The organism is Xanthobacter agilis (genome assembly GCF_021730435.1).
Lineage (GTDB): Bacteria > Pseudomonadota > Alphaproteobacteria > Rhizobiales > Xanthobacteraceae > Xanthobacter > Xanthobacter agilis.
The window spans coordinates 1-17,233 of the sequence record NZ_JABWGX010000026.1; the positions used below are offsets into that span (position 1 = coordinate 1).

Sequence of the window (17,233 nt, forward strand, 5' to 3'; positions counted from 1 at the left end):
CGGCCTCACACCCTTCGAATACATCTGCAAATGCTGGACAATCGAGCCGGAACGCTTCAGCCTAAACCCGCACCATCAAATGCCGGGACCAAACAGCTATGGACCATGCCTATGGAGCGGGTGGCCCAACGCGCCCACCTCCTCGCTCCCTTACTCCTCACGAACCCCGCCCATAGTCCCTTTGCGCCGGGCCTCACCCTCTCCACCCGCCTGACCTTCCTTTGCCGCATCGCCACACCGGGCCGTCGCTCGAAGGTCCAGTGGAAAAATTGGACGGTGGCGACATGTGGTGGCGACACGACCCAAAACGCAAAAAGGCCGCCCTAAGGCGACCTTTGCAAAAGTCTTGAAGTTCAATAGTTTTTTGGTTGCGGGGGCAGGATTTGAACCTGCGACCTTCAGGTTATGAGCCTGACGAGCTACCGGGCTGCTCCACCCCGCGTCACCACCGAACCGCCAGCTCGTTGCCGCGTCGTTCGGTGACGCCTATGTAGCAACCTGCCCCTCGGAAGGAAAGGGCTGGCTGCCAAAAAAACGTCATGACAGGCATATTTAGCCCTTTGCCTGTGGATGGCGTGGGGCGGGATCCCCTTGGAAATTCGCGCAAAGGCTTGCCAGTGTTGAGCCGGCAGAGGGAAAACGCGCGCCGTCGAGATGTGGGCGATGGGCGGCCATCTTGGGAGCGAAACCGCATTGCGCCGGTTCTCTCTGGGAGAGGCCCGGGCATCGGTGCCATCTCGGGGTTGGCGGGTGCAGAAGGGGTCGTCGGTCCCGATCGTCGCGTCTCGGGCGTCGAAACGCGTATGCGGCGCGTGTTCCGTTCGCTTTGCCTCACGGCGAATGCCCGGCGGGCGGGGCCTTGCCCCTCCCCATCGAACGCGGTCTTTGACCCATGCCGAGACGATCGGCCCCGGTTTCGGACCGGGGCCGCGTGAGTTCGTTCGGAAGTCGCGCAGGCTGAACCAAAGGCCCCTGAGTCGTGCTCATGGGCTTTTGGCATATCCCATCGGGTTCTGCGCCGGGCGCGCTTGACCGAAGGCTTGTGCATCGCGATGGATGGCTTGAGCGTTTCCGCGCGCAAAGCGGCGTCCCGACGCGGGCGTTGATTGAGCGGGGCAATCATCCCCGGCGTATCCCAGCCGGGTCCGGGGGGTAGGGCCGCGCATCAGGGCCTGTGGTCGAGCCCTGCGGCCGGTCAGGCCGGCATCTGGAAATCGAGCAGTTTGCCTTGCGGGAAATCGTAGAGCTTCCCGGTTTCGGTGAAGCTCGGCAGGCACAAGGGCAGGATCGCCGCGGCCGCGTCCTCGGGGGTGGGCAGGGTCGTCGGGTCTTCGCCGGGGAAGGCCTTGGCGCGCATGAGCGTGCCAATCGGTCCCGGATTGAACAGGTTCACCTTGAGATTGCCGTTGATGGCTTCCGCTGCCCAGGTGCGGGCCATGACCTCCAGGGCCGCCTTGGTGATGGCATATGGCCCCCAATAGGCGCGCGCCTTGTGGGCGGCGCCGGAGGAGATCACCACCGCGCGCGCAGTGGTGGACAGGCGTAGCAGGGGATCGAAGGAGCGGATGCAGCGCCAATTGGCGGTAATGTTCACCGCCACCGTCGCGTCCCAATCCTTCGGGAGCACATGCCCGAGCGGGGAAAGCGGCCCCAGCACGCCGGCATTGGCCACATAGATGTCGAGTCGGCCATAGCGCTCATACAGCGCGCCGCCCAGGCGGTCGATGCCTTCGCTGTCCTTGAGGTCCAACGGCACCAGAGTGGCGCTGGCGCCCATGGCGGTGATGGCGTCGTCCAGTTCCTCGAGCCCGCCTTCGGTGCGCCCCACCGCCACCACATGGGCGCCGGCCGCGGCCAGGGCGAGGGCGGTCGCGGCGCCGATGCCGCGGGTGGCGCCGGTGACGAGGGCGATCTTGTCGGAGAGAGGCTTGCCGCCGGTCGGGCTGATGTCGGTCATGGGTGCTCCGCGGGCGTTATCGTTGACAGACGAAATGAGCGGTGATCGCGTCCAAAGTCCAGGCTCGCCCCGGTACTTCCCCTGGGCGTGACGCCGCAGTTCTGGGGGTGACGCGCCGGCGCCTTGTGCCCCGCTGTGCGGGCAGGGCCAGATGCGCGGGGCTTCGCGACCGCCGGGGCATTGGGGCCTTCCGGGGATCTACGGCAGTTTGCAGAGGCGGCAGGCGAGCTCTGCACGGAGACGCCATCGGTTCAGCGAAGGGGGAGCCCCCCAGGGGCTGGGGCGGCACCTGTGTGCCGCCCGGATGGGCTCAGCTCGCTTCGGCCAGGAGCGAGAGCTGTTGCGCGCCGACCGCGCCAGAGCGATCGGTGAGCGGGGTAGGGTAGTCGCCGGTGAAGCAATGGTCCGTGAACTGCGGACGCACCGGGTCCCGCCCCTCATAGCCCATGGCGCGGTAAACCCCATCCACGGTCAGGAAGGCGAGGCTGTCGGCGCCGATGTAGCGGCGCATGCCTTCCAGGTCATGGGTCGCCGCCAGCAGCTTGTCGCGATCCGGCGTGTCGATGCCGTAATAGTCGGGATGGGTAATCGGCGGCGAGGCGATGCGGAAATGCACTTCCTTGGCGCCGGCATCGCGCATCATCTGCACGATCTTCACCGAGGTGGTGCCGCGCACGAGGCTGTCGTCCACCAGCACGATGCTTTTGCCTTCCACCACCGAGCGGTTGGCGGAATGCTTCATACGCACGCCCTGGTCGCGGATGGACTGGGTGGGCTGGATGAAGGTGCGCCCCACATAATGGTTGCGGATGATGCCGAGTTCGTAGGGAATCCCAGAGTGCTGCGAGAAGCCGATGGCCGCCGGCACGCCGGAATCCGGCACCGGCACGATCACGTCGGCATTCGCCGGGCTCTCCTGCGCCAGCACCTTGCCGAAGGTTTTGCGCACCTGATAGACGGACCGGCCGCCCACCACGGAATCCGGGCGGGCGAAATAGATGTATTCGAAGATGCAGGGGCGCGCCGGCACTTCCGGGAACGGCTTATAGGATTGCAGGCCGTCCTCGTCGATGACGATGACCTCGCCGTTCTCCACATCGCGCACATAGCGCGCGCCGATGATGTCGAGCGCGCAGGTCTCCGAGGCGAGGATGGGCGAGCCGTCCAGGGTGCCGAGCACCAGGGGGCGGATGCCGAGCGGGTCGCGGGCGCCGATGAGCTTCTTGTTGGTGAGCGCCACCAGGGAATAGGCGCCTTCCAGGCATTGGATCGCGTCGACGAAACGGTCGATGAAGCGCGGCTTGCGGGAGCGGGCGACGAGGTGGAGGATCACCTCGGTGTCGGTCGTCGACTGGGTGATGGCCCCTTCGCGCACGAGCTGCTTGCGCAGGGTGAGGCCATTGGTGAGGTTGCCGTTATGGCCCACCGCGAAGCCGCCCGCGTCGAGTTCGGCGAACAAGGGCTGCACGTTGCGCAGCAAAGTTTCGCCGGTGGTGGAATACCGAACGTGGCCGATGGCGGAATCCCCCGGCAGGCGGTCGATCACCGCGGCATCGGAGAAGGCGTCGCCCACGAGCCCGAGCCGGCGCTCCGAATGGAACCGCCGGCCATCGAAGGAGACGATGCCGGCGGCTTCCTGTCCACGATGCTGCAAGGCGTGCAGGCCGATGGCCGTCACCGCCGCGGCGTGGGGATGGTTGTAGATGCCGAAGACGCCGCATTCCTCACGCAGGCGATCGCCGTCGAGATCGAAGTCGAGCCCGGAGGAATAACGGGAGTGTTCTCCCGCGCCGTTCATGCCGTCCGCGTTCATCTTGTCCATTTTGCACCTCCGCTCGGCGGCCCTACTGGCCAGTGCCGCGCGTGCTCTCCAGCAATTGATCGAAACCCTGCTGATCCGTGCGCCGATAATTGGCGGTTGCGGACCCTTGGTTTCCTTGGGCTCCCTGACCGGCCGTTCCGCGGGCGGCATCTGCCGCCTTGCCTTGAGCCCCAAGACCCATGTTGTCCGAACGCGGCCCCCCCGCCGGGGCAGCGGGCGTTTCGCCCTCCTCGGGGACGGGCTGCTTCTTTAGCTTGTTCAAAATGGTGTTTTCAGGGTCATCCGGCAACTGGGCCATCAGCCAATCGCCCGCACTTTGCAGGGCGGGACGGGATTTTGCGTTCACAACCCACGGCGGCTGGCTCTTCACCGGAACCAGCCAGTTGAAGAACAGGAAGGCCACGACCATCACGAGCAGGCCGCGGGCGAGGCCGAACAGAAAGCCCAGGCTCCGGTCGAGAGCACCGATTCGGCTGTCGAGCACCACGTCGGAAATGCGCGCGCTGACGATGGAAGCGATGAGAAGGGTGCCGAGAAAGAGTATTCCCACGGTTGCCGCAGTGGCGGCTGTGTCCTGGGAGATGTACTGCTTCACGTAAGGCAGCACCGGCTTGTAGAAGAAGAGCGTGACGCCCGCGGCGACAGCCCACGACAGGATGCTGAAGACTTCGCGCAGAAGCCCCCGCACCATGGCGAGGATGCCCGAAATCAGCATCACGGAAATGACAATGATGTCCAGTAGGGTGACAGGCATTGGTGCATCGATCCGTGGTCGGTATGGCGCGGGACAGGCATGCCCCGCCGCTCCACGTCATGCGGAGCGCGCCGCGCGGGTCATATAGCCCGCACATCCCGCCCCGTCATCCTTCCTGTTGCGTCAGTCCGAATAGTCATCGGATCCGGCGGTCGCGATGGCGGGTCGTGGATCCCCACCGCCGGCGGCACCTTGAGCCGGGCGCGGGGCTGTCTTTCGCGGTGCGCGGGCGGCGATGGACGCCACGAGCTGCGCCAGGGAGGAGATGGCGTCCACCTCCACCGGCGGGGTGGAGCCGTCCTGACCGCCGGCGGGAATGACGGCGCGGGCGAAGCCGAGCTTCGCCGCTTCCTTCAGCCGGGCCGGGGCCTGCGACACCTGCCGCACCGCGCCGGTGAGGCTGGCCTCGCCGAAATAAACCGCATCCGCCGGCAACGGCGCTCCGGTGAGCGAGGACACCAGGGCCGCCGCGACCGCAAGGTCCGCCGCCGGCTCGGCAATGCGGAAGCCGCCGGCGACGTTGAGGTAGACATCATGCCCGCCGAGCCGCACGCCGCAGCGGGCATCCAGTACCGCCAGCACCATGGACAGGCGATTGGGGTCCCAGCCCACCACCGCGCGCCGGGGCGTGCCGAGGGAGGAGGGGGCGACCAGGGCCTGGATCTCCACCAGCACCGGGCGCGTGCCTTCCATGCCGGCGAACACGGCGGTGCCCGGCGCGCCCAGGTCGCGGTTGGAGAGGAACAGCTCGGACGGGTTGGCCACTTCCTTCAGGCCGCCGCCGGTCATCTCGAACACGCCGATTTCATCGGTGGGGCCAAAGCGGTTCTTCTGCGCCCGCAGCACGCGGAATTGATGGCCGCCGTCGCCCTCGAAGGAGAACACCGCATCCACCATGTGCTCCACCACGCGCGGGCCGGCGATCTGGCCATCCTTGGTGACGTGGCCGACCAGGATCACGCAGGCGCCGGTCTGCTTGGCGTAGCGCACCAGGAGCTGGGCCGAGGTGCGCACCTGGGTTACCGTGCCGGGCGCCGATTCCACGCTGTCCGACCACATGGTCTGGATGGAATCGATGACCACCACATGCACCGGCGGCCCACCCGCGAGGGTGGCGAGGATGTTCTCGGCATTGGTTTCCGCCGCAAGGCCCACCTTGGCGCCGGCAAGGCCCAGGCGCTGGGCGCGCATGCGCACCTGGTCCACGGCCTCTTCGCCGGACACATAGACCACGTTGAGGCCGCGCGTGGCGAGCGCGGCGGAGGCCTGGACCAGAAGCGTGGATTTGCCGATGCCGGGATCGCCGCCGATGAGCAGGATGGAGCCGGGCACGAAGCCGCCGCCGGCTACCCGGTCCAATTCGCCGATGCCGCACACGAGGCGCGGGGTGGGATTGCCGACACCCTCCAGGCTTTCCAGGGCGAAGGCCCGGCCCTTGCGGCTGGAGCGCTGGGCCGCGGGCACGGCGGCTGCGACCGCGACTTCCTCGGCGATGGTGTTCCACGCGCCGCAAGCGTCGCACTTGCCCTGCCAGCGGGAATAGACCGCGCCGCAGGACTGGCAGACGAAAGTGTGGTCGCGCTTGGCCATGAACCGTTCCGATAAGACGCCGATGGGGCGCGCCGACGAATCCGCCGCGCGCCCGCGCACCTTACATCATCGGCCGGTCTTGCTGGCGAGACCGCGCCCCACGCTTCGGGTTCGCGGGCACGCGCGGCTCAGCATGCCTCGCGCAGGGCCGGGGTCTGGAAGGTGGCAAGGCCGCAGGCGATGAGCTGCTCGATCTCGCGGAAGGTGGCTTCCATGTCGCCGGAGACCGCATCATGCAGGGCGCGCAGTTTTTCGGTGCGCTCGCGCTCGCGGCCTTCCAGCAGCGCAAGGGCGGCGCCGATGACGGCCTGCGGACCTTCGAAACGACCCGAGGCAATGAAGCTGTCAACAAGACCGGAGTGTTCCGGCGTAAGAGCGACTTGATCCGACATGAGGGCCTCCCCGCGAGCGCAAACGCGAATGCCAAACGCCTTCACCACCGCGGTTGAGGATCGGAAGCGCGCAGGACGTTCCGCCTTCCGCATCGACAACTGCGACCGATGGGCGGCTCTTCAGCGTGTGATGAGTGTGGCGGGGGTATGGTTAATTTTCGATTAAGACTTGGGGCGAAGCGGTGCCCCGCAAGGGCAAGCCGGACATTTTCGGGCGGGCTCCGGAATGCAAACGGCCGGGGCGGTCAATCCGCCCCGGCCGCGATTTTTTGCTGTCAGCGGGGCGGCTTCACATGACCTGACGCAGCAGCAGATAGAGCCCGCCGGAGAGCACGATGGCCGCCGGCAGCGTGAGCACCCAGGCCATCAGCAGGTTGCGCACCGTGGACATCTGCAGGCCGGACCGGTTGGCCGCCATGGTTCCGGCGACGCCCGAGGACAGCACATGGGTGGTGGAGACCGGCAGGCCATACATGTCGGCGGCGCCGATGGTCGCCATGGCCACCATTTCTGCGGCGCCCCCCTGGGCATAGGTGAGGTGGGTCTTGCCGATCTTCTCGCCGACGGTGACGACGATGCGCTTCCAACCCACCATGGTGCCGAGGCCAAGGGCGATGGCCACCGCGATCTTCACCCACACCGGGATGAACTTGGTGGCCTGATCGAGCTGGTGCTTGAAGGCGCCGAGATTATCGCGCGCATTGGCATCGAGCTTGGGCGCGCCGAGCTTGTTCATCACCCGGATGGCCTCCGAGGCGAGGTACATGTCGTTGCGCATGTTCGAGACCGAGGCCGCCGGCACTTGGGCCAGGGTCTCGTGCGAAGCCACCATGTCGGAAATCTCGCGCGTCACCTGGGCCAGGGCCGGCACGGTTTCGGGCGTTGGGACGTGATCGCGGACGTAGGCGGTGAGCACCTCGCGCGGGTTCGCCGGCGTGGCGGCATTGCCGGCCGCCTTCTGCAACGAGGCCTCCGTGGCCTGGGCGATGGCGCGGAACTGGGCCACCTCCTCCACGTTCACGGCGCGGTTGAGGGCATAGGCAGTGGGCACGATGCCGATGAGGATCAGCATGATGAGCCCCATGCCCTTCTGCCCGTCGTTGGAGCCGTGGGCGAACGACACGCCGGTGCAGGTGAGCACCAGCAGGCCGCGAATCCACCACGGCGGCGGCTTGTGGCCATCGGGCGCGCGATAGAGCGCGGGATTGTGCACGGTGAGCTTCAGCGTCAGCAGCAGCAGGCCGGCAGCGATGAAGCCGATGATGGGAGAGAACAGGAGCGAATAGCCCACGTTCGCGGCCTGGCCCCAATCCACCCCGGACGTGCCATCGCGCCCCTGCACCAGCTGATTGGCCACGCCGACGCCGATGATGGAGCCGATGAGGGTGTGGGAGGACGAGGCCGGAAGGCCCAGCGACCAGGTGCCCAGATTCCACAGGATGGCCGCGATCAGCAGCGCGAACACCATCGCCATGCCGGCGCCGGAGCCCACGTTGAGGATCAACTCCACCGGCAGCAGCGACACGATGCCGAACGCCACCGCGCCTGAGGATGTCAGCACCCCGAGGAAGTTCCAGGAGCCGGACCAGACCACCGCGAAATGCGCGGGCAGCGAATTGGTGTAGATCACAGTCGCCACCGCATTGGCGGTGTCGTGGAAACCGTTCACGAACTCGAAGGCCAGCGCGATCAGCAGGGCGACCACAAGCAGGATGAACGGGAGGATGGCGAGGGTGCTGGTGCCCGAATCGACCACATCCCGCCAGATGGAAAACCCGGTGAAGCTCAGGCCGCCGATCAGCAGGGCGAAGAACAGGAAGACTTCAAGAAGACCATGGTCGCGATCCATGGACGCCCGGCGGGGCGCGCTGTGGTGATGGCTCCCGGCCGGTGCGGCGTGGTGCGGCGTCGCGGCTTGCGACATGAACGTCTCCATTCAACCATCGGAGGACCGCCCCATGTGGCGATCACGACTTCGTTGACAGGAGGCGGTGACAGGTGAGTGACGCCCGGACGTCGGGTTTTGACGGTATCGGTGGATTTCAGCGCGCCGCGCCGCTTACCCACCGATGTACCGGCGCAGATAACGCCCGCCGAGGGCGGTGAGCACCTCATAACCGATGGTGCCGGCCTTTTGCGCCAGCTCGTCCACGGTGATGCCTTCGCCCAGGAACACCGCCGTGTCGCCGCGCATCACCGCATCCGGGGCCAGGTCGGTGATGTCGAGGGTGGCGAGATCCATGGAGATTCGCCCCACCAGCGGGCACCGTCGGCCCGCGAGAACGGCTTCCGCGCCCTTGCGCGCATCGGTGGAGCCGGCGGCGCGGAAGAAGCCGTCCGCATAGCCGATGTGCACGGTGGCGAGCCGGCTGTCGCGGCTGAGGCGCTCGGTGGCGCCATAGCCCACGGTTTCGCCGGCGGGGGCGGTGCTCACCTGGATCACCTTTGCTTCCAGCCGCACCACGGGGCGCAGCGGCGGCACGCCGGTGATGGCCACGCCGCCGTAAAGGAAGATGCCGGGGCGCACCAGGTCGAAGCGGAACTCGCGACCCATCAGCGTGCCGGCGGAATTGGCGAGCGACGCCTTCACCCGCGGAAAGCGCTGGACCACATCGGCGAACACCAGCCGCTGACGGGCTGTCAGCACATGGCCGGGGGTGTCGGCGCAGGCAAGGTGGCTCATGATGAGGCTCGGCGTGAAGCCGAGCATCCGGTAGGTCTCGGACAGGCGGGCCGCCTCCTCGAGCGCGATGCCGAGCCGATGCATGCCCGTGTCCACATGGATCGCGGCGGGCAGGCTCACGGAATTGTCGCGGCAATAGTCGCTCCACTCGCCGATTTCGGGCGCGGAGCCGAGCACGGGGCGGATGTCGCTGGCGGCGAACAGGCCGGCGGTGCCGGGCAGGAGGCCATTCAGGGCATAAATGGTGGCATCCGGCAGCAACCCGCGCAGCTGCTGGGCCTCCTTCAGATGCGCGACGAAAAAGGTGCGCGCGCCGACCCGCCACAATGCGGGCGCGACCTTGTCGATGCCGAGGCCGTAGGCATTGGCCTTCACAACCGCCGCGCATTCGGCCGGGGCCGAGAGGGCCGCGAGCGTGCGCCAATTGTCAGCGATGGCGGAAAGATCCACCGTGAGGATGGCGCCGGCCTCGAGTTCCTCGGCGGCGCGCTCCTGTTCCGTCTGCTGCGGCGCCGTGCTTGCGGGCAGGACGGCGGGGATGCCCTCGCCGTTCAGCTCCGGGTCGGCAGGTGGTCCTCCCGCGCCAGGTTGGAGAAGCGGGTGAACTGGGGCTCGAAATGCACCTTCACCGTCCCCGTCGGGCCGTGGCGCTGCTTTCCGATGATGATTTCGGCCGTGTTCTCGGCCGCCTTCATCTCGATCTCCCACTTGAACCACTCCTCTGTGCCCGGCTTGGGTTCCTTGTTCTTGAGGTAATATTCCTCACGGAACACGAACATGACCACGTCGGCGTCCTGCTCGATGGAGCCGGATTCGCGCAGGTCCGAAAGCTGGGGCCTCTTGTCGTCTCGCGCTTCCACCTGACGGGAGAGCTGCGACAACGCCATAATGGGCACTTGCAGCTCCTTCGCCAAGGCCTTCAATCCGGTGGTGATCTCCGTGATCTCCTGCACGCGCCCCTGGGACGCCGACTTGCCGGTACCGGAAAGCAGTTGAAGGTAGTCTACAACCATGAAATCGAGGCCGCGCTGGCGCTTCAGCCGCCGGGCGCGCGCCACCAGCTGGGCGATGGAGATGCCGCCGGTGTCGTCGATATAAAGCGGGATCGCCTGCATGGTCTGGGCGGCCGCCGCGAGCTTGGAAAACTCTGATTCCGAGATGTCGCCGCGGCGGATCTTGTAGGAGGCGATTTCGGCCTGCTCGGCGAGGATACGGGTGGCGAGCTGCTCCGACGACATTTCGAGGGAGAAGAAGCCAACCACACCGCCCGATACCGCCTCGATGGAGCCATCGGCCTTCTGCTCGCCGCGGTAGGCGGCGGCGATGTTGAAGGCGATGTTGGTGGCGAGCGATGTTTTGCCCATGGCCGGGCGCCCGGCCAGGATGATGAGATCGGAGGGCTGGAGCCCGCCCATCTGCTGGTCGAGGTCGTCGAGCGCGGTGGCGATGCCGGACAGGTGCCCGTCACGCTGGAAGGCCTTGGAGGCCATGTCCACCGATTCGCGCAGGGCATCGCCGAACTTCAGGAAGCCGCCGTCGTAGCGACCGCTTTCGGCGATCTCGTACAGCCGTTTTTCCGCCTGCTCGATCTGCTCCTGGGGCGAGGCGTCCACCACCGCGTCGAACGCCTCGTTGACGATCTCCTCGCCGATTCGGATCAGGTCGCGGCGCACGGAGAGGTCGTAGATGGCCCGTCCGTAGTCCTCGGAATTGATGATGGTGGTGGCTTCCGCCGCCAGCCGCGCAAGATATTGCGGACCGGTGAGGCCGGCCACGTCCAGCTCGGCGGGCAGGAAGGTCTTGAGCGTGACCGGGGTGGCGATCTTGCCGGCGCGGATGAGGGCGCCCACCACTTCGTACAGCTTGCCGTGCAACGGCTCGTAGAAGTGGCGCGACTCCAGGAAGTCGGAGACGCGGTAGAAGGCCTCGTTGTTCACCAGGATGGCGCCGAGCAGCGCCTGCTCCGCCTCCAGGTTATGGGGCGCCTGACGATAGGTGGGGACAATCTCCCCCTTGTTTGGAAGGTCGAGCATGGTGACGAGTCCACGGCTTGGGGGTCTCGTTTAGCAGACCTGATCCTTAAGAGTCGGTGGATGGCCGGAATTGCCGCGCCATCCACCCGTGCATCATGCACAGTTGATAAGTTCGGGGATAGCGGCAACAACTGCGTCGCGCCCCGCCCTGTGCGGGCGGAGCCGAGACGTTGCCGCCGCCGCCGGGTGTCGGTTCTGCCTAACCCGCACGCCGCATGGGCGAATCGGGACCTGCGAGCGCGGGCCGCGGCTCAGGCGAGAGCGTCGAGGATGCGCACCCAGCTCCGCGTGCCCTTATGGAACGAGGTGAGGTCGTACTTCTCGTTCGGGGCGTGCACCCGGTCGTCATCGAGGCCGAAGCCGATCAGCAGGGTATCCAGCCCGAGCAGCGCCTTGAACTGGCCGACGATGGGAATGGAACCGCCGGAACCGATGGTGACCGGCTTCACCCCCCATTCCGCCTCCAGCGCGGCCGAGGCCTTGACGAGGTCCGGGCTGTCCGGGGGCACCAGGAACGCGCGGGAGCCCTCGCCCTTCGAGACTTCGAACGTGCAGTCCGGCGGCACCCGCGCGGCAACGAAGGCGACGAAGGCGTCGCGGATCCTGGCCGGATCCTGGTCCGCCACCAGGCGAAAGGAGATCTTGGCGGTGGCCCTGGAGGGGATGATGGTCTTCGAGCCGGCACCGGTATAGCCGCCGTACATGCCGTTGACCTCGAAGGTGGGCCGCGACTGGATCTGCTCGATCAGCATCCGCGCGTTCTCGCCCACCGACCGGGCGAGGCCGACGGGGCCGAGGAAGCCGTCCGCGGTCAGGCCCAGCTCCGCCCAGCGCGCCCGCACTTCGGCCGGCGGCTCGCGCACATCGTCGTAGAAGCCGGGAATGGTCACGCGGCCTTCCGCGTCATGCACGTCGGCGATGATCCTGGACAGGATGTGCACCGGGTTTGCCGCCGCGCCACCGTAAAGACCCGAGTGCAGGTCGCGGTTGGCGCCATGGATGGTGAGCTCGGTATGCACGATGCCGCGCAGCGAGGTGGTGATGGAGGGGGTCGCCGGATCCCACATGCCGGTGTCGCAGACGAGGGCGATATCGGCCTTCAGTTCCCCCGCATGGGGGGCAAGGAAGGCCGGCAGGCTCGGGGAGCCGCATTCCTCCTCGCCTTCCAGCATCACGGTGACGTCCACCGGCAGGCGCCCGGAGGTGGCCTTCATGGCGCGCAGCGCTTCGAGGAAGGTCAGTACCTGGCCCTTGTCGTCGGCCGCGCCACGGGCAACGATCGTGCGCCGGCCATCGGCCGTCTCGCCGAAGCGCGGCTCGAACGGCGGGGTCTGCCACAGGTTCAGCGGGTCCACCGGCTGCACGTCGTAATGGCCGTAGAACAGCACGCGCCGCGCCGCGCCGGTGTCGGTGCGGCCCACCACCACCGGATGCCCGGCCGTCTCATGCACCTGCGCCGTCAGGCCGAGGGCGGCAAGCTGGCTGGCCGCCCATGCGGCCGCATCGTGGCAGGCGGCCTTGTGGGCGGGGTCGGTGGAGATGGAGGGGATCCGCAGAAACGCAAACAGTCGCTCCAGGGACACGTCGAGCCCGCTGTCCACGGCCTGCAAGGCCTGATCCACCGCTGTCATCATCTGCTCCGCTCCGGTGAGCCCACGCCGAGGGCAATGTGCCTCCGCTTGCGCTTCTGCCCAACGGTGCCCGAAGGTGACGCAGCACAACGCGGTTTGGCGTCAGGACCGTCGCGCCGGGTGACTCACCGGCGAATGCTGGTCTGAAGCCGCTGTCGGCGCAAGTCTTCTTGATCAGCCGTGCAGCGGGTGCGCGAACGGTCGCGGTTTCCTGGCCCCGCGCTCCCGGAACGCGCGTGGAGACATCGCGTGGCAAAGCCCGGTGGCCCGCCCATGATCGGGCAGGTGCGGGGCGTCAAGGCCGGGCCAGCATCGGCTGTGCTCAAGCTGTGACGGTGCCGCCGATCCGCGCTTCCGACCGATGGGGCGGACGACGCGGAAGCCGCGCCGGTTGCGGTGCGCGGGCCTGCGGTGGCTCGTGTGCTGAAGCGGCTTGCTGTGCCGGGCGGAGCCTGCACCAGAAGCTTCGTCACGCCATGGCGCGCGTTCCAAGGGCGCGATCACGCGACCCGTGCGACGACTTGGCACCACGCAAAATACCCCGCTCCCAGGCGTTTATCCTATGGAGCGGGGCGGGGGCGTCGACGCCGTCAATGGCTGGGGGAAAGGACCTCCTCGCGGACCGCCTCCACCGGCAGTTGTTCCACGGCGACCGGCGCCGTCAGGGCGCCGATCCGGACCACGCGCCGCGCGCGTTGCAGCACCGAACCGATGCGGCGATAGAGGAGGCGAGGCGCCAAAGGCGCGCCCAGGGCCGCATCGTAGCCGCCTCGCGCCGCAGCGCGAACCAGCACCGGCACCGGTGCATCCACCACCAGGATGGCCGGCGCACCCGCTCCGTCGCGATACGGATTTTCCGGGACGTTTTCCGGATCGTCCGCATACACCACCAGGATGTCGGCCTGGACCGGCGAAGGAGCTGCAGCGAGGTCAGCCGCTTCGTGGATGCCGCCGACGCCGAACGCGGTGAGCGCGTCGCGGAGGATCTCCCGACGCTCTGACTGGGAATCGATGATGAGAATGCGGGCTGTAGGTAACACCTTCATGAGGCGCTCCATTTCTCGTCGCGTTCATCCTGCTGGACCAAGACGAAGCGCGCGCTTGAGCAAATCAACCAATGAGACCCCGCAATCTCATTGGTAACTTTAACCATACCCGTTGTATTCCCCGCAGGCAACAGTTCCCTACCTGGGTCGGGCGTCACTTTTTGGCCGCTTCCTGGCCCCAGCGGCTGGACCGCGCTACCGGCGGATGCTGCCGAGGATCCCCCGCACGATGGCGCGACCGAGCTGGGTGCCCACCGAGCGGGCCAACTGGCGCACCACCAGTTCCGTAGTGGACATGCGGGTGCTGGCGCGGCTGGAGGTGCCGCTTTTCGGCACGCTGGTGCGGCTTGTCTTGGCGGGGTCTGTTTGCCGGCCGCTGGGGCCCGGGGCTGGGCCCGGGTTGATGTCGGGCCGTCCGAAGATGGTGCCGAGCACGGAATCCAGCAGGCCGCCTCCGCCCGGCGATGCGGGCGCGTTCCCATCCTGGGGCGGGGCGCCTTGTTGCTGGTCCTGCAGGCGTTCGAACGCGGACTCTCGATCCACCGCCGCGTCGTAGATGTGGCCCACCGGGCTCTTCGCCGTCACCGCGGCGCGCTCGGGCGGCGAAAGCGGCCCAATCCGCGCGGCCGGGGGCCGGATAAGCGTGCGTTCCACCATGGAGGGGACGCCGTTGCCCTCCAGCGTGGAGATCAGGGCCTCGCCCTTGCCGAGTTCCATGATGACTTGGGCGGTATCAAGACTGGGATTGGGGCGGAAGGTTTCGGCGGCGGCCTTCACCGCTTTCTGGTCGCGCGGCGTGAAGGCGCGCAGGGCATGTTGCACCCGGTTGCCGAGCTGCGCGAGCACGCTCTCGGGCACGTCAAGGGGGTTCTGGGTCACGAAATACACCCCGACGCCCTTGGAGCGGATCAGGCGGACCACCTGTTCCACCTTCTCCAGCAGGATCTTGGGCGCCTCGTCGAACAGCAGATGTGCCTCATCGAAGAAAAACACGAGCTTTGGCTTGTCCGGATCGCCCACCTCCGGCAACTGCTCGAACAGTTCGGCGAGCAGCCAGAGCAGGAAGCAGGCATAAAGCCGCGGTGCGCCCATCAGCTTGTCGGCGGCGAGTACCGAGATGATGCCGTAACCTGAGCGATCCACCCGCATGATGTCGCGGATGTCGAGGGCTGGTTCGCCGAAGAACTTGTCGGCGCCCTGGTTCTCCAGCATCAGCAACTGGCGCTGGATGGCGCCCACGCTCTGGGTGGAGACATTGCCGTATTGCGTGGTGAGGGCGGCCGCGTTTTCCGCCACATGGGCGAGCATCGCCCGCAGGTCCTTCAGATCGAGCAGCAACAGGCCCTGCTCGTCGGCCACCCGGAAGACGATGTTGAGCACGCCCTCCTGGGTGTCGTTCAGGTTCATGAGGCGGGCGAGCAGCAGCGGCCCCATTTCCGAAACCGTGGCCCGCACCGGATGACCTTGTTCGCCGAACAGGTCCCAGAAAATCACCGGGAAGCTGTCGGGAACATAGGTGATGCCCACCTCGGTTGCCCGCGACACCAGGAAGTCCTTGGCCTCGCCCGGCGCGGCGATGCCCGAGAGGTCGCCCTTGATGTCGGCCGCGAACACCGGCACCCCGGCGCGCGAGAATCCTTCCGCCAGCACCTGTAGCGTCACCGTCTTGCCGGTGCCGGTGGCGCCGGTGACAAGGCCGTGGCGATTGGCGAGGCGCAGCGTGAGGTATTCGCCCGCATCCACCGCGAGGGGCGCCGGGCCCTTCGTGGACACCCCGGCGCCCTTCGTGGTTCTGACGGACTTCGCGGCGGCGCCCGATGGCGCCGGCTGCGCCGGCAGCACCTTTCCAAGGAAGATCTTGCCGTCCACGTCGGGGGTCGATGCGGGGGCTTGGGGCGTCATCGCAACATCCTTCTTGAAGCGGCCCCGGCCGGCGCGGGGAGGGAGAGGGCCTGTTGTCGCGCGGTTTCCCTCACGCGGGCAAGTTCCCTCACGCGGGCAAGGGGGGCTAGCGGGGCAATCGGGTTCGCGAGGCGCGCCGTCGATGCCGAAAGTCCTTTGCGCGTGGCCAGGCCGGTGGGCAAGCCGGGGCGGTCCCATGGATTGCGGCGGCCAGTGTTCGTCGGAGGAAGGTTCCAGGGACGCCCTTGCCGCCCCCTGGCGTCGCGCCGCGATCTGGACTTGGTGGCGGCCCGCCATGTCCTTGGCCTCACCCTGTCGCAGGTGCCGGAGGCGGTCCGAGAGACCGTGGCCCATGCGCGCGGGACCGCGGGATGCGGCCGCCGACCATCTGGTGCGCACCATAGCCGGCTTGCGCCAGGTGGCAGAGGCGGCCCGAGCCTTCACGTTCGGAGCCGGCCCCGATGGCCGCGCGGCGCCCATGCAGGATGTGGACGGCAGGGCTGCATCGTCCATTTCGCGATGCGCACCCTTGAAAAGGCGCCACGCAGTTCGTATGAGGAGGACGTGCCGCGGTAGCTCAGCTGGTAGAGCAACGCATTCGTAATGCGTGGGTCGGGAGTTCGAATCTCTTCCGCGGCACCATTAAAATCAAAAGTTTAGCGGTTTTTCGGAAGAATCTGAAAGACACCAAGTCAGCATTATGTTACCGTGCCAAGTCGGCGCGAACCCTCGGTCGGGTGGAATCACCCCACGCGCTCGCAGCGGAAGCGGGCTTGGCGTGGTGGTATTTATTTCTGCATGTGACGCTGCCATATAGCGCATGGGCACGCTTCTCAGGACCAAGAGCGGTACCCGCACACGACGCAATGCCGGCCCGCCCGTGGATCGCGATGCGCATGGCGGTGCGGAGTCCATCCCCGCGTAGGCGGGGGAGCCGCGTGGGCGGAGGAAAGCCGGCCGACTCATCCGGGTCCATCCCCGCGTAGGCGGGGGAGCCCCGAGCTACGTCCTGAGAGGTGAGCGGGATGCGGGTCCATCCCCGCGTGGGCGGGGGAGCCTCTTGGCTTTAAGAGGTTGATTATCCAGCGTTATCAAAAAGCTGAAATGTGGCGGATTGCCCTACCACACGGAAACCAGCACCCCGTCAAGGTCCGCCAGTCGTCGCGGCGGGGTGCCGAGGGTCGCAAGACCAAGGCCGCCGGGTTGCTTGTCGTCGCGCCAAATCATCACCACGGACCCCTGCACCACGGACCCTTGCGCGGTCGCTCCGTGCCAATCCGCCACCACCGCCCACAGTCGCTCCCGCACCGCCTTCGACAGATCCGCCGCCGCATAGACGCCCGGCGCCGGCTCCGGCATGATGGAGGCCAGGAAGCCCCGCGTGCGGCCCGGCACGTCCCGGGTGATCACGACCGTCATGGGC

Annotated in this window: 12 protein-coding genes and 2 tRNA genes; 1 reads left to right on the top strand and 13 read right to left on the bottom strand. The window is 67.2% G+C overall.

All coding sequences use genetic code 11. The annotated features are described in order from the left end of the window. Nucleotides 1-365 precede the first annotated feature (365 nt). From HUW53_RS17055 to HUW53_RS17110, 12 genes are all read right to left on the bottom strand, one after another. Nucleotides 366-442 (bottom strand) — tRNA-Met (locus tag HUW53_RS17055). A gap of 753 nt (nt 443-1,195) precedes the next feature. Then, entirely contained in the window at nt 1,196-1,957 is a 762-nt protein-coding gene (locus HUW53_RS17060) for an SDR family NAD(P)-dependent oxidoreductase (protein WP_237346966.1), read from the bottom strand. Nucleotides 1,958-2,267: 310 nt separating this feature from the next. After that, nucleotides 2,268-3,755: an amidophosphoribosyltransferase gene (gene purF / locus HUW53_RS17065; protein WP_237347028.1), complete on the bottom strand. Its 1,488-nt coding sequence runs from the start codon at nt 3,753-3,755 to the stop codon at nt 2,268-2,270. A 46-nt stretch (nt 3,756-3,801) separates the two neighbouring features. After that, complete coding sequence (locus tag HUW53_RS17070; RefSeq protein ID WP_237346967.1) at nt 3,802-4,533, bottom strand: CvpA family protein; 732 nt, start codon at nt 4,531-4,533, stop codon at nt 3,802-3,804. Nucleotides 4,534-4,656: 123 nt separating this feature from the next. Further along, nucleotides 4,657-6,123, bottom strand: coding sequence for a DNA repair protein RadA (radA, locus tag HUW53_RS17075; protein ID WP_237346968.1), 1,467 nt, complete (start codon nt 6,121-6,123; stop codon nt 4,657-4,659). 128 nt (nt 6,124-6,251) lie between these two features. Beyond that, nucleotides 6,252-6,515, bottom strand: a complete 264-nt coding sequence (locus HUW53_RS17080) for a type II toxin-antitoxin system ParD family antitoxin (protein WP_237346969.1) — start codon at nt 6,513-6,515, stop codon at nt 6,252-6,254. Between the two features lie 289 nt (nt 6,516-6,804). Continuing rightward, nucleotides 6,805-8,364, bottom strand: a complete 1,560-nt coding sequence (locus HUW53_RS17085) for an inorganic phosphate transporter (RefSeq protein ID WP_237347029.1) — start codon at nt 8,362-8,364, stop codon at nt 6,805-6,807. A gap of 210 nt (nt 8,365-8,574) precedes the next feature. Then, nucleotides 8,575-9,648: an alanine racemase gene (gene alr, locus HUW53_RS17090; protein ID WP_237346970.1), complete on the bottom strand. Its 1,074-nt coding sequence runs from the start codon at nt 9,646-9,648 to the stop codon at nt 8,575-8,577. A gap of 101 nt (nt 9,649-9,749) precedes the next feature. Next, nucleotides 9,750-11,231 carry a replicative DNA helicase gene (locus HUW53_RS17095; RefSeq protein WP_237346971.1) on the bottom strand — a complete coding sequence of 494 codons (1,482 nt, stop codon included), beginning with the start codon at nt 11,229-11,231 and terminating at the stop codon, nt 9,750-9,752. Between the two features lie 251 nt (nt 11,232-11,482). Next, nucleotides 11,483-12,862 (bottom strand): dipeptidase, encoded by a 1,380-nt coding sequence (locus HUW53_RS17100; protein WP_237347030.1) that lies wholly within the window; start codon nt 12,860-12,862, stop codon nt 11,483-11,485. Nucleotides 12,863-13,452: 590 nt separating this feature from the next. Further along, nucleotides 13,453-13,908, bottom strand: a complete 456-nt coding sequence (locus tag HUW53_RS17105) for an ANTAR domain-containing protein (RefSeq protein ID WP_237346972.1) — start codon at nt 13,906-13,908, stop codon at nt 13,453-13,455. Nucleotides 13,909-14,103: 195 nt separating this feature from the next. Beyond that, nucleotides 14,104-15,810, bottom strand: coding sequence for a helicase HerA-like domain-containing protein (locus HUW53_RS17110; RefSeq protein WP_237346973.1), 1,707 nt, complete (start codon nt 15,808-15,810; stop codon nt 14,104-14,106). A 566-nt stretch (nt 15,811-16,376) separates the two neighbouring features. Between HUW53_RS17110 and HUW53_RS17115 the strand changes: the two genes are divergently transcribed. Continuing rightward, nucleotides 16,377-16,452: transfer RNA gene (locus HUW53_RS17115), tRNA-Thr, on the top strand. A gap of 477 nt (nt 16,453-16,929) precedes the next feature. On the opposite strand, the gene cas2e is transcribed toward HUW53_RS17115, so the two are convergent. Next, nucleotides 16,930-17,229, bottom strand: a complete 300-nt coding sequence (gene cas2e, locus HUW53_RS17120) for a type I-E CRISPR-associated endoribonuclease Cas2e (RefSeq protein WP_237346974.1) — start codon at nt 17,227-17,229, stop codon at nt 16,930-16,932. Nucleotides 17,230-17,233 lie beyond the last annotated feature (4 nt).